The following is a 20522-nucleotide window of genomic DNA, read 5'->3' on the forward strand; positions in this document are numbered from 1 at the left end:
TTGCTAGCTCCACTTAGCCAGTAAAAATGAGTCACTGAATTAAGTGAGTCCCTAATCGCAACGGATCATTACCAGCCACATTGGCGATTAGAGGCTTTGTTTTGCTCATCTAGCCAAGTTTGCAGCGGCGCAAAGTAATCTAGTACTGCTTTAGCGTCCATCGCATCGGAACCTGTCACTTCCTTCAGTGCAACTTGCCAAGGCTGGCTTGAACCCAGCTCCAACATCTTATTGAGTTTGTCACCGGCAGCCTTATTGCCGTAAATACTGCATCTATGGACAGGGCCTGTTTCGCCTGCCTTATCACACAGCGCCTTGTGGAATTGGAACTGCAGGATATGGGCTAAGAAGTAGCGAGTGTAAGGCACGTTGCCCGGCACGTGGTATTTTGCACCAGGGTCAAAGTCGGTTTCGTTACGATCGATTGGGGCTTTTACGCCTTGGTATTTCTCGCGTAAATCCCACCAAGCTTGGTTATATTGCTCAGGTGTGATTTCTCCGCTGAAAACTTTCCAGCGCCACTGGTCAATCATCAGCCCAAATGGGAGGAAGGCAATCTTGTCTAATGCTTGTTTCAGCAGCAAACCGATATCCTTCGATGCATCGGGTACGTCTTCTAACAGACCGATTTGCTTAAGGTAGCTTGGGGTGATTGACAATGCGATAGTATCGCCAATGGCTTCATGGAAACCATCGTTAGCACTGTTCTTAAATAGGAATGGCTGCTGTTTATAGGCACGTTGATAGAAGTTATGCCCCAATTCATGATGAATAACCGTAAAGTCTTCCGCCGTTTTCTGGATACACATCTTGATACGAATATCATCCAAGTTGTCTAAATCCCAGGCGGATGCATGGCAGACCACATCACGATCCTTTGGTTGCACAAACAGCGAGCGATCCCAAAAGCTGTCTGGTAATGGCGCAAAACCTAGTGAAGTGAAGAAGGTTTCGGCTTGCTTAACCATTTTGTGCTCATCATAACCTTTATCTTCGAGCAGTTCGGTCACATCGTAGCCAGGATCGGCATTATCCGGTGCAACTAAGTCGTAAATATTGCTCCATTGCTGTGCCCACATATTACCGAGCAAATGCGCTGGAATTGGGCCACTAGTGGGGGCAACGGTATCACCGTATTCGTTGTTCAGTTCACCACGAACATAACAGTGCAGTGATTCGTAAAGGGGTTTTACTTGACCCCAAAGACGGTCTAATTCTTGAGAAAAGTCATCGGGCTTCATGTCGTACTGGCTGCGCCATAACTCAGATAGGTTGGCATAACCTAAATCTTTGGCGCCTTCGTTGGCTAGTTCCACTTCACGTTGGAACAGCGGGCGCATCGGTTTAGCAATTTCACGCCATCCTTTCCATGCTTCTAGAAGCTTGGCAGGATCGCGAGATTCGGCCATCAGGCTCGAAAGCTCTGGCTGCGTCATACACTTACCGTTTGAAAAACAGTATTTCCCTTTGCCATATAGACCATTTAATTCCGAGCTGATCTTAGCAAGTTCAGCATTTTTGGCGGGATCTAATGGTGCAGGTAACACTAAAGCACTGCGTAACATGTTAAGTTTACGTGCATTAACAGGGTCTAGGTCTACGTTGGCAAATTGTGCCGCTTGAGTGGCAAATTGTACCGATGCCGCACTGACTTTTTCGCCGACAGCGGCTGAAAGAGCGGCGGTATCATCGGTGATAAAATTGCTGTAAATCCATTCGGCGCGATTAGATTCGATAGAAAGCTGAGCCATCTGTGCTTCAGAATCCTTAATAAAAGCAATGGCTTCTTCTGATGTCGGTGCTTTTGCCGCAGTGGGAACACGTTCCTTAGTAGGTGGTATTTGTGAGGCTTCGTCGTTACATGCACTAAGACCAAGTGCAAGCGCGACGGTGAGCGCTATATAAGTGGGGCGATTGAGTTTTTTGGCCATAAAAGAGCAATCCTTTGTTGTTTTTGTGTTGCGCATTTTACCTAAGCCAAGAGAAATTTGCACAGATGGACATGAGATTTAACACTTTACTGCATCTAATGTGAGCAAACTGTTATCAATAGTCTTTGGATAGCGGCAATCTGGGGCATATTTCGTTTGACTTATTTGAAACCAATGTTTAATTTAAACGAGTGTTTTAAATTAACTCAGGGTCACGGAATGGCAAGTCGATCTGATACAAAAACGAGAATTCTTGACGCCGCTGAAAAGTTATTCGCTGAAAGGGGCTTTTCTGAAACGTCGTTACGTCTTATCACCAGTAAGGCGGAGGTGAATTTAGCGTCGGTGAATTATCACTTTGGCTCTAAAAAGGAGTTGATCCGAGCGGTATTAGCCCGTTATTTAGATGAGTTTATGCCATCTGCAGCAACGCAAATTAAGCGTTTGCATGCAGCACCCGCAAAGGCGTCCTTAGAAGAAATATTTTCTGCTTTGGTTGGCCCCTTACTCGACTTAAATGAGCTGCGCACCGACGGAACGACGATTTTCCTGCAATTACTTGGCCGGGGTTACATTGAGAGCCAAGGGCATTTGCGCTGGTTTATCACCACACATTATGGTGAACAGCTCAACATTTTTGTTAAAGCTGTTGCAGCCAGTGCTCCACATATCCCTCCAGCTGAAATGTTTTGGCGCTTACACTTTACCCTAGGCACTATCGTGTTCACTATGGCATCCGCCGATGCCCTGAACGAAATTGCTGCTGCGGAGTATGGTGAGCAAAATGACATTGAAGCGGTGATCCGTAAAGTGATCCCCTACATGGCAGCGGGCGTAGCATTGCCCATTGCTTCTTAAAATAAGGTCTTGAATATGTTAACTGTATTAATAATCGTCCTGATCGCCGCGATTGCAGTGTTTGCAATTAAAGGGATTCGGATGCAAGTCATCACCCAACCGGTTTTCCGTTTCTTTAAAAAGGTACTGCCGCCATTATCCGTCACCGAGCGTGAAGCGATGGAAGCGGGTGATGTATGGTGGGAAGGTGAGTTATTCCGCGGTAACCCAAATTGGAATACGCTCCATAGCTACGGCAAACCAACATTAACGGCAGAAGAAAAAGACTTCCTTGAAAACCAAGTTGAAACAGCCCTGAAAATGATTGACGATTTTGACATCGTTCAAAACCGTAAAGATTTACCGCCAGAGCTATGGGACTACTTCAAAAAAGAAGGTTTCTTCGCGCTGATCATCCCGAAAAAATTCGGTGGCCGTGCATTCTCTGCCTACGCTAACTCTACCATCGTGAGTAAAATCGCGAGCCGTAGCGTCAGCGCCGCGGTCACCGTCATGGTACCTAACTCATTAGGCCCAGGTGAGCTATTAACGCACTACGGCACGCAAGAGCAAAAAGAGCGTTGGTTACCTTCGTTAGCCAACGGCACCGAAATCCCATGCTTTGCCTTAACCGGCCCAGAAGCGGGCAGTGATGCGGGCGCAATCCCTGACGTGGGTATTGTTTGCCGAGGCATGCACAACGGTGAAGAAGTGATTGGTCTTAAGTTAACTTGGGATAAGCGTTATATCACCCTAGCACCTGTTGCGACTGTATTAGGTCTGGCATTTCAAATGCGCGACCCTGAAGGCCTGTTAGGCGACAAGAAAAACTTAGGTATTACCTGTGCGCTTATCCCAACTAGCCACGAAGGCGTTGAAATTGGTCGTCGTCATAACCCATTAAACATGGCGTTTATGAACGGTACCACTAAGGGTAAAGACGTATTCATTCCGTTAGATTGGATCATCGGTGGTCCAGACTATGCGGGAAAAGGCTGGCGTATGCTGGTTGAATGTCTGTCTGCAGGTCGTGGTATTTCTCTGCCAGCACTGGCAACCGCATCGGGTCACATGGCGACTAAGACCACCACGGCTTACAGCTACGTTCGTCACCAATTCGGTATGGCGATTGGCCAATTCGAAGGCGTTCAAGAAGCCCTAGCACGTATCATCGGTAACACTTACCAGTTAGAGGCAGCGCGCCGTTTAACCACAACGGGTATTGACCTGAAGGTAAAACCATCGGTTGTGACGGCCATTGCGAAATTCCATATGACCGAATTAGGTCGCTCAGTGGTTAACGATGCAATGGATATCCAATCAGGTAAAGGTATCCAGTTGGGACCTAAGAACTACTTAGGCCACGCTTACATGTCTAATCCGATTTCTATTACGGTAGAAGGCGCAAACATTCTGACCCGCTCACTGATGATCTTTGGTCAAGGTGCGACGCGTTGTCACCCATACGTGCTGGCTGAAATGGAAGCCGCAGCGATGGAAAACGAACAAGAAGCTCTTAACCGATTTGACGCTCTGTTAATGGGCCATATTGGTTATGCAACCCGTAACGCGGTAAGTGCATTGTTCAACGCATTAACGGGTAGCCGTTTCGCTAGCTCACCTGTCAGTGGTGAAACTAAGCAGTATTATAAGGACATGACACGTTTGTCTTCTGCGCTGGCTATTATGACTGACATTTCGATGATGGTGATGGGCGGCGATCTAAAGCGTAAAGAAATGCTGTCTGCGCGTATGGGCGATGTGTTAAGTCAACTGTACTTAGGCTCTGCTACCTTAAAACTGTTTGAAGATAACGGTCGTCAACATGATGATTTACCGACTGTTCATTATGTGATGCAACAACGTTTACACCTTGCAGCTGAGGCGCTGTCTGAAGTTATCCGTAACTTCCCAAGTCGTCCATTCGCATGGTTACTGCGTGCCTTGATTTTCCCAATCGGAAACAACTTCAATGCACCTAGCGATAAGCTGGCACTGAATTTGGTATCTGGTATGTTAAAACCAAGCCCAGCTCGTGACCGTATTACTTTCCTGTGCCCAGATTTTGAAGGTGATACCAGCGGTATCGCCGAAGTTGAGCAGGCATTCCATGCACAGTACGCTTGTAAAGACATTTTCAAGAAACTAAAAACAGCTCAGCGCGCGGGTCAATTACCAGGTAAAGTGCCATCACTTATCCTGTTTGAAAAAGCGTTGGAAGCCGGTGTGATCACCAGTGACGAGCACCAAAAACTCCTTGATAGCGATAAACTGCGTTTAGCCGCAATTAACGTAAACGATTTCGAAAGCCTGTAATCTACACTTCGTAATCGAACTGAGAGGATGCAACTTTCATCCTCTTATAAAAAAACCACCTCATAGAGGTGGTTTTTTATTGCGACTTAACAAGGCGCTAAGTATTGCTACTTAAGCAGACTACGCGATTAGGCAACGATCAACACTTTACAGGTGTTAGTGCCACCGATGGTTTCCATCGCATCGCCCTTGGTCATTAATACCATATCGCCACTGTTAAGATATCCCGCAGTGGTTAATGATTCCAATGCCTTTTGAGCCAGTTCATCGGCTGGGTATGCGGTAGAATCAAAGTAAATCGGCAATACACCGCGGTACAGCGCCATTTTAGCCAGTGTGGTTTCGTGGCGAGATAACCCTAAGATAGGTAATGACGAACTGATGCGAGACATCAGTTTTGGCGTTGCGCCCGATTCAGTCAGGGCAATAATTGCCTTCACGCCTTCTAGGTGGTTTGCTGCATACATGGTTGAAAGGGCGATGGTTTCTTCAACTGAGCTGAAGCGTGCATCTAAACGATGTTTAGACACTTTCACACTTGGGTGAGATTCAGCGCCCATACACACATTCGCCATAGCTTTAACGGTTTCTTCTGGGAAGTCACCGGCAGCGGTTTCTGCTGACAACATGACCGCGTCGGTACCATCGAGTACGGCGTTGGCTACGTCCATCACTTCTGCGCGGGTAGGCATTGGGCTTGAAATCATCGACTCCATCATTTGAGTCGCAGTGATAACTACTTTGTTTAACTGGCGTGAACGGGCAATCAGTTTCTTTTGCACCGCAACTAACGCAGCATCTCCAATTTCAACACCTAAGTCACCGCGAGCAACCATCACAACATCAGACGCTAAAATCACATCATCCATCGCTGCATCATCAGCAACGGCTTCAGCACGTTCAACCTTAGCCACAATAAGTGCATTGCTACCCGCCTGCTGCGCAAGAGAACGTGCGTATTCGAGATCGGCGCCGCTACGTGGGAAGGAGACAGCGAGGTAATCCACTTGGATCATCGCTGCGGTTAATATGTCCGCTTTGTCTTTTTCGGTCAGTGCCGCAGCAGAAAGGCCGCCGCCTTGTTTGTTGATGCCCTTATTATTAGATAAGGGACCTGCAACCGTCACTGTGGTATGAACCTTACGGCCTTCGACACGCTCAACACGTAATTGAACACGGCCATCGTCGAGCATCAAAATGTCGCCCACTTTCACGTCATCGGGTAATTGCTTGTAATCGATGCCGACTTGTGTTTCATCACCTTCGCCTTTACCTAACTCAGCATCCAAAATGTAGGCTTGACCTAAGCTCAACTGAACCTTTTTGTTGTCTTTGAATGTAGACACGCGGATTTTAGGACCTTGAAGGTCACCTAAAATAGCGACATGAACACCTAATTCTTTTGCGATTTTGCGAGCTTGGGTCGCGCGATTGAGATGATCTTCGGGGGAGCCGTGGGAGAAGTTTAGACGAACAACGTTTGCACCAGCCGCGATGATACGGCGTAAGTTATCGTCACGGTCAGTTGCTGGACCCAGCGTGGTGACGATTTTGGTTCTGCGGAACATAAGATACTCCGTTAAAGTTAAAAAAGCTTAGGGCTATATTATCATGCATTTCCAATTTATGTAGTAAAGTTACAACGAAATTGATCTGGGCTAAGGTGTAAAATATGTGAGGTATCACTGAAATTTGTCCTAAAAATGGCCATCCGGTGTGTACTGACGAACCATTTTTAGGAAAGGAAGAGAATTACAGTATCGGATCTTTATTGATACGAGACTCCTTCAGCACCTCTTTCACACGTTTTAAATTGTCACGGAAACGCGGTCCACGGCGAAGTGTAAATCCGGTCGCCAATACATCTATAGTCACCAATTGCGCTAAACGCGAGGCCATTGGCAAATACATGTCAGTATCCTCTGGCACCTCCATGGTCACCGGCAGAGTACATTCCATCGATAAGGGGGAATTACGCGCAGTAATGCCGATAACAGCCGCACCGTTTTCCCTCGCTAAGCGCGCAATTTCAATCAATGATTTAGTACGACCTGTATGGGAGATCAATACCACCACATCGCCTTCGTTACTGTTGATACAGCTCATGCGCTGCATAAGAACATCATCAAAACAAATGACAGGCACGTTAAAACGGAAAAATTTATTTTGTGCATCGTGTGCAACTGAGGCCGAAGCGCCCAAACCAAAGAAGGAAATCGTCTTAGCTTGAGTCAGAATATCAACGGCCTTATTTATGGCGGTTACATCTAAGCTTTGACGGGCAGTATCTAAAGAAGCCATTGATGATTCGAATATTTTAGTCGTATATGACTCTGGCGAGTCATCTTCTTCAACGTGGCGGCTTACATAGGGTGTGCCGTTGGCAAGACTTTGTGCCAGATGTAACTTAAAATCAGGGAAGCCTTTAGTATCTAAGCGGCGACAGAAGCGGTTTACAGTCGGTTCACTTACGTCGGCCATCTTCGCTAAGGTGGCAATGCTCGAGTGAATGGCTGTTTGCGGAGAGGCCAAGATTACCTCTGCAACCTTGCGTTCTGACTTACTAAAATGTGTGAGGCTTTTTTGAACCTTTTCTAGGGTGTTCATACGCGTATGTCCGCTCAATTGAGAATGTCATTTTATTTATGCTTGTCTTGATTGTTCGATCAACGTCACGTTTCCAAGCCAAGACACAGCTTAGTAATTTTTAAATACAAAATTGAAATAAGAATTTACTCGCATCAGTAATTTAAGCACAAAAAGCATACCAGATTTATGCGCTATGTGCCTAGATAGCGAAAATGCTAACATTGATAAAAGTAGATGCATTTAACTATTTCTGTTGTTATATTACAACAAAAGTGTAGATCTTCTCACTGAGGTGGGAGACACGACATACAAAGGAGAGCGTAACGCAATGGGCAAAACAACATCAGGCGCCAAAGCTTGTGACTTCGTACTCTTCGGTACAAAAGGTGACTTGGCGCGTCGCAAGTTGTTACCTTCTTTATACCAGTTGGATAAAGCTGAGTTACTCGATAAAGAAACAAAAATCATCGGTGTTGCAAAAGACGAGTTTGGTCAGGATGAGTTTAGAGAGTTAGTCATCCTTGCATTGAAGACCTTCGTCAAAGAAACCCTCAGTGAGGTTACGCTCCAACGCTTTTTGTCTCGTTGTCACTATATAGGTACCAATTTCACTGAATCTGCGGGATATAGTGCCTTCCATGAATTGCTCAAACCAGAAGAGCGTGTCATGGTCAGTTATTTTGCAACACCACCAGCGATTTTCGGCGATATTTGCCGCTGTTTACATGAACAAAACCTTATCCATAGTGATTCTCGCGTAGTACTCGAAAAACCGATTGGTTCTGATTTAGCCTCATCCCGTGTCATTAACGACCAAGTTTCTGCCTATTTTAACGAAAGCCAAGTTTATCGTATCGACCATTACCTCGGTAAAGAAACAGTACAGAATCTAATTGCCCTGCGTTTTGCTAACTCACTGTTTGCCTCTAAGTGGGATAATCGCACCATTGATCATGTGCAAATCACCGTTGCTGAGGAAGTGGGTATCGAAGGCCGATGGGGTTACTTCGATAAAGCCGGTCAAATGCGCGATATGATCCAAAACCATTTGCTACAGGTATTAACCTTAGTGGCAATGGATCCTCCGGTGAACCTCGATGCCGACAGTATTCGTGATGAAAAGGTCAAAGTGCTCAAGTCCTTGCGGCCAATTAATGCCGACAATGTGTATGAAAATACCGTACGTGGCCAGTACAGCGCAGGCTTTTTAAAGGGCAGTCCAGTTCCAGGTTACTTAGAGGAAGAGGGCGCAAACCTACAATCCCACACTGAGACTTTTGTCGCGCTGCGAGTTGATATCGATAACTGGCGCTGGGCGGGTGTACCATTTTACCTGCGTAGCGGTAAGCGTATGCCGTTCAAGAGTTCAGAAATTGTGGTGTATTTTAAAAACCCACCGCATAACCTGTATCGCTCAAGTTACCGCAATCTGCCACCGAACAAGTTGACTATTCGTCTGCAACCCCATGAAGGTGTTGAAATTCAGATGATGAACAAAGTACCAGGTTTGGAGCAAAAACAACGCTTACAAACCACTAAACTCGACTTGAGTTTCTCCGATACCTTCAAGAATGAACGTATCGCTGATGCCTACGAGCGTCTTTTGCTTGAAGCCATGTTAGGCAATCAAGCCCTGTTCGTCCGTCGTGATGAAGTGGAACAAGCGTGGACTTGGGTCGATGGTATCATCCAATCTTGGGAACAAAGCAACGAAAAACCAAAACCTTATCCTGCGGGAACTTGGGGCCCTGTGGCCTCAGTAGCCCTGATCACCAAAGATGGCCGTTCGTGGGATGAATAAGGGGGATTTATGATTAAAGAAACCGTATTTAAATCCTTTGATACACCATCGGCACTGGAGCAGCAACTGGCGAATAAAATTGCCAGTCAATTGCAAGAGGCGGTCGATTCCCGCGGTAAAGCAAGCCTAGTGGTATCCGGAGGTTCTACGCCGCTGAAATTATTCGAACTTCTTAGCATGATGTCCATCGATTGGAGTGATGTGTATATCACGCTTGCCGATGAGCGCTGGGTTGATGTTGAAGATAGTGCATCAAATGAACGTTTAGTGCGTGAACATTTACTGCAAAACCGTGCTGCAAATGCCAAATTCCGTGGTCTAAAGAATATGTTCTCTAGTGCAGAGGCGGGGGCTGAAATGACGGCAGAATCCCTATCCCATTTCCCACGTCCATTTGATGTGGTGATTTTAGGCATGGGTAACGACGGCCATACCTGTTCTTGGTTCCCCTGCAGCGCCGAACTGAATGATGCACTGTCATCAACGGCGTTATGTGTTGCTACTAATCCAACGACCGCTCCCCATGGCAGGATCACATTGACTAAGAGTGCGATCCTCAATAGCAGACAGATTTATCTGCACTTAGTCGGGGAACAGAAGTTATCCGTTTATCGTCAAGCCTTAGAAAATGATGATGTTAATGCTATGCCTATCCGAGCCGTATTAGCGCAGCGTAAAACGCCCGTTGATGTGTTCTGGAGCGCTTAAGGAGTCAAAATGCACTCAGTAGTTCAATCCGTTACCGACAGAATTATTGCCCGTAGCAAAGCGTCACGTGAAGGTTACTTAGCCGCCCTAAACGAGGCCCGTAACCATGGTGTTCACCGCAGTTCATTAAGCTGTGGTAACTTGGCCCACGGTTTTGCCGCCTGTAGCCCAGATGACAAAAATTCGCTGCGTCAACTTACTAAGGCCAATATCGGCATTATTACGGCTTTCAACGATATGTTGTCGGCTCACCAACCCTATGAAACCTATCCTGACTTGCTGAAAAAGGCGTGTCAGGAAGTGGGCAGTGTTGCCCAGGTTGCCGGTGGTGTTCCTGCCATGTGTGATGGTGTGACTCAAGGTCAACCCGGTATGGAATTGAGCTTACTGAGCCGCGAAGTGATTGCCATGGCCACCGCAGTGGGACTCTCCCACAATATGTTTGATGGGGCACTTTTACTGGGTATTTGCGACAAAATCGTACCAGGCCTGTTAATTGGTGCCTTGTCTTTTGGCCACTTACCTATGTTATTTGTGCCTGCAGGCCCCATGCGCTCAGGTATTCCAAACAAAGAAAAAGCCCGCGTACGCCAGCAATTTGCCCAAGGTAAAGTGGATCGTGCCCAGCTACTTGAAGCTGAAGCGCGCTCTTACCACAGCGCTGGAACTTGTACTTTCTACGGTACGGCTAACTCAAACCAGTTGATGTTAGAAGTGATGGGTCTGCAGTTACCAGGTTCCTCCTTTGTGAATCCTGACGACCCACTGCGTGAAGCGTTAAACATTATGGCGGCCAAACAGGTATGCCGTTTAACCGAATTAGGCACTCAGTACAGCCCAATAGGTGAAATCGTTAACGAAAAATCAATCGTTAACGGCATTGTTGCACTGCTGGCAACCGGTGGTTCGACTAACTTAACCATGCATATAGTGGCGGCGGCGCGTGCAGCTGGCATTATCGTCAACTGGGATGATTTTTCAGAATTATCCGATGCGGTGCCGTTACTGGCTCGTGTCTATCCAAACGGTCACGCTGATATCAACCATTTCCACGCCGCAGGTGGTATGGCATTCCTCGTTAAAGAATTACTCGATGCTGGTTTGCTGCATGAAGATGTCAACACCGTCGCAGGCTTTGGTCTTCGCCGTTACACCCAAGAGCCAAAACTGCTTGAGGGTGAACTGTGCTGGGTCGATGGCCCAAGTGTCAGCTTAGATACCGAAGTGTTAACCTCTGTGGCATCACCTTTCCAAAGTAACGGTGGCTTAAAGCTGCTTAAGGGTAACCTTGGCCGTGCGGTGATTAAAGTGTCAGCCGTACAGCCGCAGCACCGTGTGGTTGAAGCGCCTGCAGTGGTGATTGACGATCAGAACAAGCTTGATGCCCTGTTTAAAGCTGGTGAGCTCGATAGGGATTGTGTGGTTGTGGTTAAAGGCCAAGGCCCTAAAGCTAACGGCATGCCAGAATTACATAAGTTAACCCCAATCCTCGGTTCGCTTCAGGATAAAGGCTTTAAGGTTGCACTGATGACCGACGGTCGTATGTCGGGCGCCTCGGGTAAAGTGCCTGCGGCAATTCACTTAACCCCTGAAGCATTAGATGGCGGCTTAATTGCCAAAGTGCGCAATGGCGATTTAATTCGCGTCGATGCAGTGACGGGTGAGCTTAGCCTGTTAGTGTCTGATGCCGAACTTGACGCCAGAACTACTGAAGAAGTGAATTTACGTCGCTCGCGCTATGGAATGGGTCGTGAGCTATTTGGGGCGCTGCGCTCAAATCTGAGCAGTCCTGAAACCGGTGCGCGTAGTACTAGCGCCATCGATGAACATTACTAATACGAAGGAAGAATACCGCAATGCTTGAGAATAACTGGTCATTACAACCACAAGATATTTTTAAACGCAGCCCTATTGTTCCTGTCATGGTAATTAACAAGATTGAACATGCTGTGCCTCTAGCAAAAGCCTTAGTCGCTGGCGGGATCAGCGTGCTTGAAGTTACTCTGCGTACTGCCTGCGCATTAGATGCCATTAGTTTGATTGCCAAGGAAGTGCCAGAGGCCTTAGTAGGTGCGGGCACCATTTTAAATGAAGCACAACTTGATCAAGCCATCGCAGCTGGCGCGCAGTTTATTATTACACCAGGTGCGACTGTTGAATTACTCAAAGCCGGAATGCAAGGCCCTGTGCCGTTAATTCCGGGTGTTGCGAGTATTTCTGAGGTGATGACGGGCATGGCGCTGGGATACACGCATTTTAAATTCTTCCCCGCCGAAGCTTCGGGCGGTGTGGATGCGCTTAAGGCATTTTCGGGACCCCTTGCTGACATTCGTTTTTGCCCAACGGGTGGTATTACCCCAAGCAGTTACAAAGACTATCTGGCATTGAAAAATGTTGATTGTATCGGCGGTAGCTGGATTGCACCAACGGATGCCATGGAGCAGGGGGATTGGGCTCGTATTACCCAGTTATGTAAAGATGCGATTGGCGCGCTTTAATCAATGAATGAAAAAAAACCACCTTAGGGTGGTTTTTTATTGTTAACTCTTGCCTTTTGAAGTTACAGCTCGCGGCTTAACTCAATATTTGAACCGGCTTTGGGGCTAAAAAGCTGTTGATACAATCTGCCCGCAAATTCATCTGTCATACCTGAAATATAATCGGCTAACACTCTATAACTGTTTAATCCCTGCTGCTCACTCTCACGCCAACGCTCTTGAGTATTAAAAGGGAGCAGACGCTCAGGATCCGAGGCGAAGGCCTCGAATAATCCCATCACGATTTGTTGGCCTTTGTATTCCAGCATTTGGATTTCAGGCTTACGAATAACGTACTTGTAAACCAATTGCTTCAACACGTTTAATGTCAGGGCAAACTCTTCCTCAAGGCAAGCATTGAAGCGCAATAGAGGGGCTTCAAAAGCGTCATGTTCAACTATGGTAATGGCAGTCACAAAGCCGTTGACTAGGGTGCCAATGGCATCCTTGCGTAAATGATGCTCATGGGAAAAGAGCTTATCGCCAATATTGGCAAGTTCTTGTTTAATCCAAGCATCACCGCTGTGTTTAAGATGTGGCGCAACATCCTGTTGCCACTGAGATGCGGTGACAATCCCCATCACAATCGCGTCTTCTAAATCGTGAACCGCATAGGCGATATCATCGGCCAGCTCCATAATCGAGCAGTCAAAGGATTTAAATTGGGTTCTCAAGTGCGGATATTTAGGGTGGATACTGGCCGTTGGCTCGATAAAGCGCAGTCGGTCGTTATCGCTTAGCGGCGCAAGGAGCCAATCGTAGATATCTAGGTCATCGTCAAAGATGCCTTTAACCGGTGGCCAATCAGCGGGTTTTAATTGCCGATGACTGCTAATTTCACTTTGACCACCATGGCGGTAGAGAAGGGAGTACGGCGCTGGGTATTTTAGAATGCCCAGCATGGTTCTACGGCAAAGATTCATCCCAAAGCCTTGGGTATATGGCTCAAGTTTGGAGAGGATCCTAAAGGTTTGGCCGTTGCCCTCAAAACCACCGTGATGACGCATCATATAATTAAGTGCCACCTCTCCACCATGGCCGAAGGGCGGATGCCCGATATCATGGGCTAAGCAGAGTGATTCAAGTAGACTGGTTGAGTCGAGTAAAGCCTTATGCTCGGGGAATTTGCGACTTAATTGTGCGGCAATGCCAGTGCCGATTTGGGACACTTCAAGTGAGTGGGTTAAGCGGGTGCGATAAAAATCGTTCATGCCAACACCGAGCACCTGGGTTTTGGCTTGCAAGCGACGAAAAGCCGCAGAATGCAAAATACGCGCTCTGTCGCGCTGATAGGGACTGCGGTGATCGTTTCGTCGCTGTTTATCTTCACCGTGGAGGCGTTGTTGCCAAACACTTTCGTTCATAGGATGTCCTTAACGGCTAAGCCTAAAGCATTTTATTAATTTCGTCTAAATCCAAGGTAAAGCTGGGGACGAAGCATGCCATAAAGTACTTTACTGCAGGATTCGGATTATCTTTCAGCATAGTTTCTAAGCGTTTACGTGCAGTATTGAATTCGGTGTTGCCGGCGCGATTCTCTTCAAGGCATTTAAGGTAAGCGCAAAGCGTATCGGCGGCTTTAACGATAGCCTTGTAGGTAGGATCACTGTAGTCGCTTAAAAACAGACTGCGGTAATCGTCCTTAAATTCATCGGGTACCATATCTAGCATGCGCTGCTCGGCGATGGCTTCAATCTTTTTATACTCAGCTTCAATCTCTTTATTAAAGTATTTAACCGGTGTGGGTAAGTCGCCGGTAAGAATTTCGCTGGCATCGTGGAAAATGGCTAAGCTTGCGGCCTGATTGGCATCCAGCGTAGTGCCGAATTTTCGATTACTGATAATGACTAAAGCGTGGGCCACCATGGCCACTTGCAGTGAATGTTCCTGCACGTTTTCACTGCGAACGTTATACATTAACGGCCAGCGCTGGATAAGCTTCATGCGCGCGAGGTGGGCAAAGAGGTGACTCATAGTACTCCTTTCTATGACGAATCCGATGTTGCCGCGTCAATCTATCGAAAACGAGTCTACGCGGCCTGATAGGCATGATCTAACATAACCGTTATTGGTGATGGAGCCAATGTTATTGAATGGTGAAAAACCTAAATAATAAAGCGACCCATTGGTCGCTTTATCGGGGAGTAAATCATTCACGTTAATCTAAGTGATTTATTGTTGGTAATTTTCAAGGAAATGACCAAATTCGGTCAGGGCTTTGCTAAGGTCTTCTTTATAGGGCAAAAACACCACTCGCAGGTGATCGGGCTCAGGCCAGTTAAAGGCACTGCCATGTACTAAGAGGATTTTTTTATCCCGGAGTAAATCAAGCACCAGTCGTTCATCATCACGCAGGTTGAATTTTTTCATATCCAGTTTTGGGAAGGCATAGAGCGCCCCCTTGGGCTTTTTGAGACTGACACCCGGAATTTGGCTGAGCAGGTCATAACACACATCCCGCTGCATGGTTAATCGGCCGTTGGGCAAAATCAGTTCGTTAATGCTTTGATAGCCACCGAGCGCCGTTTGTACCGCATGTTGGTTGGGCACGTTGGCACAAAGGCGCATAGAGGAGAGCATTTCTAAGCCTTCGATATAGCTCTTTGCGGCCTTTAAATTACCCGAGAGCATCATCCAACCGATCCTGAACCCCGCCGCACGGTAAGCCTTGGAAAGCCCATTAAAGGTAACGGTTAAAATGTCATTCGAAAGACCCGCAGCGGGAATATGTTTGGCATCATCGTATAAAATTTTGTCGTAAATTTCATCGGCAAACAAAATCAGATCATGTTGACGACAAAGCTCAACTACGTCTAGCAGCAATGCCTTACTATAAACCGCCCCCGTTGGGTTATTGGGGTTAATTATCACAATGCCGCGGGTGCGTGGTGTGATCTTATTTTTAATGTCATCTAAATCTGGGAACCAATCGGATTCTTCATCACAGCGATAATGTACTGCTTTGCCACCGGCTAAATTGGCGGCAGCTGTCCACAGCGGATAATCGGGTGAGGGGATAAGGATTTCATCATCACTATTCAATAAGCCCTGCATCGCCATCATTATCAGTTCTGACACGCCGTTACCGATATAAATATCTTCAATATCGACGCCAAAAATGCCCTGTGCTTGATAATGCTGCACAATGGCTTTACGGGCAGAGAATAATCCTTTGGATTCGCAGTATCCCTGTGCACTTGGCAAATTGAGGATCACATCACGAACAATTTCCTCAGGGGCTTCAAAGCCGAAGGGGGCAGGATTACCAATATTAAGTTTCAGGATCCGATGTCCCTCATCTTCTAAGCGCCGAGCTTCTTTGTGCACTGGGCCGCGGATGTCATAACAAACGGTATCCAATTTGTTGGATTTGATGATAGGGCGCATTTACACCTCAAAACATGCTGTAGATTAGGCTTAAGTTTATGCACCATAACGAAAAGATATTCGTTAAGGAAGGGGGACAGATAGCAAATTAGCCGTTTTTATTAAAAATGTGGCTAGATGAATATTCTTTTGTACGGATTTACATCAGATGGTGGCGGGTGAATATTCTGTATTTTATCCAAAATTCAGGCGGTAGTGCTGAATGGTTTTGTCGGATTGTCAACTATTGAACTTTGCAGATATCCATCACGCCGTTAACTTCGAACCGTTTTGAGATGTAAAAGCAGGAAAAAACCCAACCCAGTTAACCCACAGTATTTGAAGCCTTAAAATACGTTGTTATTTAAGACTGCATAATCAAGCAATTTAACGCAAGTTTACTGAATGCTTATTAAGCATTTAGCCCCTGAATTTCATTTACGGAAAATTAAATAAAGAATAATTAAAACAATAAGATATCAAATGCCATTTGTCAGGTGGTTAATTTATTTTACTGTCGCATAAATTTCTTGTTGACTCAGTATTCGATGCGCTTTATTTTCTGCGCCGATGTTTTTGGTAAGGCACCAAAGATAATACGCTTTTAGCCGGTTTTATCAGCGGAGTTAGTCATCATAAAGCAGCAATATTGGCGCCCAATATCGAGATGATATCAGGCGCTTTTCTAAAAACTTTTGCCGTTTTGGCGATTATTTAGAGGACCTAAGTGCATGTCTGAACCGACAGCGTTAAGTCTTATTCCACCTCTGGTGGTATTGGTGTTAGCCGTTTGGTTACGTCGTCCAATTTTATCCCTCATTATTGGCGCAGTAATCGGATTCTTTTTACTCGATCCCTCGCAAGTACTCGACAATTTTGCTTCGACGTCACTTAAGGTCATGGCCGATGAAACGATCGGTTGGTTGATTTTAGTATGTGGTTGTTTTGGTGCATTAATCGCATTGTTAGTTCGCACCGGTGGCGCACTGGCTTTTGGTCGGAATGCATTAAAATTTGCAAAAGGTCCTAAATCCTCGCTGTTAATGACCTTTGTTCTCGGGATTGTGATTTTTATCGATGATTATCTCAATGCATTAACCGTGGGTGAAACCATGAAACGTGTTACCGACAAATTTAAGGTATCACGTGAAATGTTAGCTTATGTTGTTGATTCAACTGCGGCACCAGTGTGTGTGTTAGTGCCGTTATCGACTTGGGCCGTTTTTTTCGGTGGTCTGTTAGTGGATAACGGTGTGGCTTCTGAAGGCCAAGGCATTGCGGTATATATGCAAGCCATTCCATATATGCTTTATGCGTGGTTAGCCGTGGCGATGGTGCTGTTAGTGGCTCTCGGTATTATGCCTGCCATTGGCCCAATGAAAAAAGCACAATTACGTGCAGCTCAAGGCGAGCCTGCTCAAGCGCAAATAGACTTAGATCAGGTACAAACCTCAGACGAATACGCGATTGCGGCAATTGAAGAAGAGTTTAAGCACGCTGACAACCAAGGTAAATTGCATAACTTTTTAGTGCCAATTTTGCTGTTAGTTGCCTTTACTGTGTATTTCGATATCGATGTATGGAAAGGTTTGTTAGCCACTTTAGTGATCACGCTGCCTTACTATGCGGTACAACGTTTGATGCCACTTTCAGAGATGATGGATCAAATGATTGATGGCTTTAAGAGCATGTTGCCGGCTATTGGTACTGTAATTGCGGCATTCGTGTTTAAAGATGTCTGTGATGCTTTGCTTTTACCCCAATACGTTATCGAATCATTAAGCCCTTACATGACGCCTAAGTTACTGCCAGCGGTGGTATTTTTATCGATGTCAATTTTGGCTTTTGCAACAGGTTCTAGCTGGGGTATTTTTGCGGTCACTATTCCCATCGTCATGCCTTTAGCACAATCTGTTGGCGCAGATATTCCATTGGTGATTGGTGCACTGCTTTCTGCCTCATCTTTTGGTAGCCAAGCTTGTTTCTACTCTGACTCAACGGTATTAGCTGCACAGGGCTCGGGTTGTAACTTGGTTAGCCATGCGGTGACTCAGCTGCCCTATGCGTTAATCGCCGCTTCAATTGCGTTTGTTGGCTTTATTTTAATTGCGTAATTGAAAGTAAAATTTGAATTTAAAAAACCAGCTTCGGCTGGTTTTTTTTTGCTTCATTAGGACTGTGGTATTTTTGTTGTCGTTTGCAACTGAGCAGTTGACCAATTTTTGTAACATACCAAGTACAATCGCAGTATTAGAATGCATAAGACTTTACATCTCACGCTTTGCAGTCTTTACGACTTCTGAGGTTGTGTACCTAGATCTTCCGGTATATCCACATCACGTAGAATGCCTGGATCTTTAACTGGGATAAATACACAGTGTGCTTGGTGACGGCATACGATGGATTTAGCCCCTTTGTCACCATCCAACAACATAAGTTCAGGCCAAAATTTACGGCCGAAGATGACGGGGTGGCCTGGTTTGCCACGAAATGTTGGTAGCACGATATTTGAAGGGCGTGCAGCTGCTATTAATCTTGCTTGCGTTGTGGCTTGGATCCACGGCATATCACCGAGAAAAATCGCAGCTTCACTGAAACTGCTCTGTTGTAGAAATTCAATTCCTGCCGCTAAGCTTGAACCCAATCCATCGTGCGAGCGTGTTGAGACAATGACCTTGGTTGGGTGTGTTATTCCGAGTTGTTCAGGCTTGTCATCATCACGGATCACCACATAGCACTCAGCAAACACACCTTGGATAGACGCAAGTGTAGTGCCTAGCAAGGTAGAATGATTTCCCATAGGTGTACGTCGTTTATCCTGCCCAAATCTTTTTCCGTAACCAGCGGCTAAGACCAATGCAACGCAGGTATCGTTGGAACCGCTTAAATGTGATTGCATGGCCTTCCTATCTGTCTGTTATACCGGTACACATAGAAACAATAAATTGATAGCTAATCTTGGTTTTGACGTGAGGCAACCAACGCTTGTCGTACCTGATCTGGCGTGTGAATGGTTTCATTTCGATATCTAAGGCTATTGCCAGTGCGCTTATGACGAAAAGCCGTTATTTCGCCCAAAATCGCGAGAGCGACACTTTCTGGGGTGTCTCCTCCTAAATCGAGTCCGACAGGATAATGTAGTCTGTCCAACGAATGTAAAGGGCCCATTCTTGTACTGATGTTTTCTAACAGTTTTTCACTCCTCGTCCTTGGCCCCAGTTGCCCTATGTAGCAGGCTTGACTCGACAACGCGGCATTAAGCCAATATTCATCCTGCTTCAAACTGTGCGTCATGATCACCACGGATGCGCCATGAAACAACTCATTGTACTGGCGCGATTTCTCAACATTCATTTCTTCTGTGATGACTTGCCCTGTGATGACTTGATCGGCCTGAGGAAAGCGAGAAACCCTGGCAAAATGGGAACGTCCATCGATAACTGTGACATGCCAACCTTGGATCTTCGCGATTGTGGCAAGTGGCTGCGCATCATCGCCTCCGCCGCAGATAACAAGACGCGGAATAGGGGGGAGATATTCAACAAAGACTTCTAGCTGCGCATCATCAATGGTGTACTGACATCGACAAGAGCCTTGCTCCTGCAGTGCTTTTTTCAAATCAGTGAAAATCCGCGCTGTCAGTTCGCCATGGGCGAGTCCTCCGAGTGTTGAACCATCACTAAAGAGCGCAATTCGTTCGCCAATTCGAATACCAGAATGTTTATCAGAGGCAATCACTGTTGCTATCGCCGCGGATTTATTCTGTAACACGACATTGGAAATAATCTCAATCATGAGGCAATTGTGCTTCAAATCGATGCGTTCAAATAACACATGAACGGTCCCATTGCAGCCTAGGCCAAAATTTAATGCAATATCAGTGTCTTCGTTATCTTCTGCCGTATGATAACGGCGCACGCACGCGCCTGATTCTGTATGCCACCATGCGGTTTTAATCACTTCGGGTTCGAGACAACCACCACTTATTGCCCCTTCGGTCTCAAATTGTGAGACAAGCATTCTTGCGCCAGGGCGACGATAAGCAGAGCCTTCTACTTTTACGACGGTAGCCAGGACTGCTTCATTATCTGTTGTGACATTATTGACAATTGCATTATATAAAGCAGAAAGCCCAGACATCGTTATCCCCTGATTGCGTTTTTCGTCACGATTCAGCATATCTTTATTGCGAATGGCTTCGGTTTTCCCTTGTCCAAATAACACATAATTTCAAGTGGTTGTTATAGCAACCAGTTTGGTTGATTGTAGAAAAATATCCAAATTTTACAAAAATAAAGCTGGCATGAGTTTTAAGTCTCCATTGAGCCAAAGGGTGGGTACTACACATCACTATAGTGATTTAATGTATTCGTTTGATAAGTCATTGGATGGATTTTGTTAATAACGACATTCATTAACTAGAATGAATGCACTGAT

The 20522-nt window shown here is 46.1% G+C and carries 15 protein-coding genes; 7 read left to right on the forward strand and 8 right to left on the reverse strand.

The annotated features are described in order from the left end of the window. Positions 1-68 precede the first annotated feature (68 nt). Complete coding sequence (locus K0H61_RS08630) at positions 69-1931, reverse strand: M2 family metallopeptidase (protein WP_220052262.1); 1863 nt, start codon at positions 1929-1931, stop codon at positions 69-71. Positions 1932-2150: 219 nt separating this feature from the next. On the opposite strand from K0H61_RS08630, the gene psrA reads away from it, so the two are divergent. Both psrA and K0H61_RS08640 read left to right on the forward strand, forming a co-directional pair. Further along, positions 2151-2789, forward strand: a complete 639-nt coding sequence (gene psrA, locus K0H61_RS08635) for a TetR family transcriptional repressor PsrA (protein ID WP_220052263.1) — start codon at positions 2151-2153, stop codon at positions 2787-2789. Positions 2790-2804: 15 nt separating this feature from the next. Next, complete coding sequence (locus K0H61_RS08640; protein ID WP_220052264.1) at positions 2805-5084, forward strand: acyl-CoA dehydrogenase; 2280 nt, start codon at positions 2805-2807, stop codon at positions 5082-5084. Positions 5085-5212: 128 nt separating this feature from the next. Here K0H61_RS08640 and pyk read toward each other — a convergent pair whose 3' ends face one another. Together pyk and K0H61_RS08650 are read right to left on the reverse strand one after the other, a co-directional pair. Next, a complete protein-coding gene (gene pyk, locus K0H61_RS08645) occupies positions 5213-6652 on the reverse strand; it encodes a pyruvate kinase (protein WP_220052265.1) in 1440 nt (479 codons plus the stop codon). Between the two features lie 184 nt (positions 6653-6836). Further along, entirely contained in the window at positions 6837-7691 is an 855-nt protein-coding gene (locus tag K0H61_RS08650; RefSeq protein WP_011622810.1) for a MurR/RpiR family transcriptional regulator, read from the reverse strand. 310 nt (positions 7692-8001) lie between these two features. Here K0H61_RS08650 and zwf point away from each other — a divergent pair, with 310 nt between their 5' ends. Genes zwf through K0H61_RS08670 form a run of 4 tightly spaced genes read left to right on the forward strand, consistent with a single transcriptional unit; the run spans position 8002 to position 12680 of the window. Then, on the forward strand, positions 8002-9474 hold the full coding sequence (gene zwf, locus K0H61_RS08655; protein WP_220052266.1) for a glucose-6-phosphate dehydrogenase: 1473 nt from the start codon (positions 8002-8004) through the stop codon (positions 9472-9474). Positions 9475-9483: 9 nt separating this feature from the next. Next, positions 9484-10182, forward strand: coding sequence for a 6-phosphogluconolactonase (pgl, locus tag K0H61_RS08660; RefSeq protein WP_220052267.1), 699 nt, complete (start codon positions 9484-9486; stop codon positions 10180-10182). Positions 10183-10191: 9 nt separating this feature from the next. Beyond that, positions 10192-12018, forward strand: a complete 1827-nt coding sequence (gene edd, locus K0H61_RS08665; RefSeq protein ID WP_220052268.1) for a phosphogluconate dehydratase — start codon at positions 10192-10194, stop codon at positions 12016-12018. Positions 12019-12038: 20 nt separating this feature from the next. Further along, positions 12039-12680: a bifunctional 4-hydroxy-2-oxoglutarate aldolase/2-dehydro-3-deoxy-phosphogluconate aldolase gene (locus tag K0H61_RS08670; RefSeq protein WP_220052269.1), complete on the forward strand. Its 642-nt coding sequence runs from the start codon at positions 12039-12041 to the stop codon at positions 12678-12680. Positions 12681-12742: 62 nt separating this feature from the next. On the opposite strand, the gene K0H61_RS08675 is transcribed toward K0H61_RS08670, so the two are convergent. From K0H61_RS08675 to K0H61_RS08685, 3 genes are all read right to left on the reverse strand, one after another. Continuing rightward, on the reverse strand, positions 12743-14083 hold the full coding sequence (locus tag K0H61_RS08675) for an anti-phage deoxyguanosine triphosphatase (RefSeq protein WP_220052270.1): 1341 nt from the start codon (positions 14081-14083) through the stop codon (positions 12743-12745). A gap of 22 nt (positions 14084-14105) precedes the next feature. Further along, the gene (yfbR, locus tag K0H61_RS08680) at positions 14106-14693 is read right to left on the reverse strand and encodes a 5'-deoxynucleotidase (RefSeq protein WP_220052271.1); all 588 of its coding nucleotides are present in this window, start codon (positions 14691-14693) and stop codon (positions 14106-14108) included. A 198-nt stretch (positions 14694-14891) separates the two neighbouring features. Further along, the gene (locus tag K0H61_RS08685) at positions 14892-16106 is read right to left on the reverse strand and encodes a pyridoxal phosphate-dependent aminotransferase (RefSeq protein WP_220052272.1); all 1215 of its coding nucleotides are present in this window, start codon (positions 16104-16106) and stop codon (positions 14892-14894) included. A 710-nt stretch (positions 16107-16816) separates the two neighbouring features. Between K0H61_RS08685 and K0H61_RS08690 the strand changes: the two genes are divergently transcribed. After that, positions 16817-18199, forward strand: a complete 1383-nt coding sequence (locus tag K0H61_RS08690) for a Na+/H+ antiporter NhaC family protein (protein ID WP_220052273.1) — start codon at positions 16817-16819, stop codon at positions 18197-18199. Positions 18200-18375: 176 nt separating this feature from the next. Here K0H61_RS08690 and K0H61_RS08695 read toward each other — a convergent pair whose 3' ends face one another. Continuing rightward, entirely contained in the window at positions 18376-18984 is a 609-nt protein-coding gene (locus tag K0H61_RS08695; protein ID WP_220052274.1) for a nucleotidyltransferase family protein, read from the reverse strand. 53 nt (positions 18985-19037) lie between these two features. After that, positions 19038-20309: an XdhC family protein gene (locus K0H61_RS08700; protein ID WP_220052275.1), complete on the reverse strand. Its 1272-nt coding sequence runs from the start codon at positions 20307-20309 to the stop codon at positions 19038-19040. Between the last annotated feature and the right edge of the window lie 213 nt (positions 20310-20522).

Origin of the sequence: Shewanella acanthi, assembly GCF_019457475.1 — a bacterium.
GTDB lineage: Bacteria > Pseudomonadota > Gammaproteobacteria > Enterobacterales > Shewanellaceae > Shewanella > Shewanella acanthi.

Coding starts and splice junctions, on each gene's coding strand:
- K0H61_RS08630 (WP_220052262.1), bottom strand. CDS start 1,931: ATGGCCAAAAAACTCAATCGCCCCACTTATATAGCGCTCACCGTCGCG.
- psrA (WP_220052263.1), top strand. CDS start 2,151: ATGGCAAGTCGATCTGATACAAAAACGAGAATTCTTGACGCCGCTGAA.
- K0H61_RS08640 (WP_220052264.1), top strand. CDS start 2,805: ATGTTAACTGTATTAATAATCGTCCTGATCGCCGCGATTGCAGTGTTT.
- pyk (WP_220052265.1), bottom strand. CDS start 6,652: ATGTTCCGCAGAACCAAAATCGTCACCACGCTGGGTCCAGCAACTGAC.
- K0H61_RS08650 (WP_011622810.1), bottom strand. CDS start 7,691: ATGAACACCCTAGAAAAGGTTCAAAAAAGCCTCACACATTTTAGTAAG.
- zwf (WP_220052266.1), top strand. CDS start 8,002: ATGGGCAAAACAACATCAGGCGCCAAAGCTTGTGACTTCGTACTCTTC.
- pgl (WP_220052267.1), top strand. CDS start 9,484: ATGATTAAAGAAACCGTATTTAAATCCTTTGATACACCATCGGCACTG.
- edd (WP_220052268.1), top strand. CDS start 10,192: ATGCACTCAGTAGTTCAATCCGTTACCGACAGAATTATTGCCCGTAGC.
- K0H61_RS08670 (WP_220052269.1), top strand. CDS start 12,039: ATGCTTGAGAATAACTGGTCATTACAACCACAAGATATTTTTAAACGC.
- K0H61_RS08675 (WP_220052270.1), bottom strand. CDS start 14,083: ATGAACGAAAGTGTTTGGCAACAACGCCTCCACGGTGAAGATAAACAG.
- yfbR (WP_220052271.1), bottom strand. CDS start 14,693: ATGAGTCACCTCTTTGCCCACCTCGCGCGCATGAAGCTTATCCAGCGC.
- K0H61_RS08685 (WP_220052272.1), bottom strand. CDS start 16,106: ATGCGCCCTATCATCAAATCCAACAAATTGGATACCGTTTGTTATGAC.
- K0H61_RS08690 (WP_220052273.1), top strand. CDS start 16,817: ATGTCTGAACCGACAGCGTTAAGTCTTATTCCACCTCTGGTGGTATTG.
- K0H61_RS08695 (WP_220052274.1), bottom strand. CDS start 18,984: ATGCAATCACATTTAAGCGGTTCCAACGATACCTGCGTTGCATTGGTC.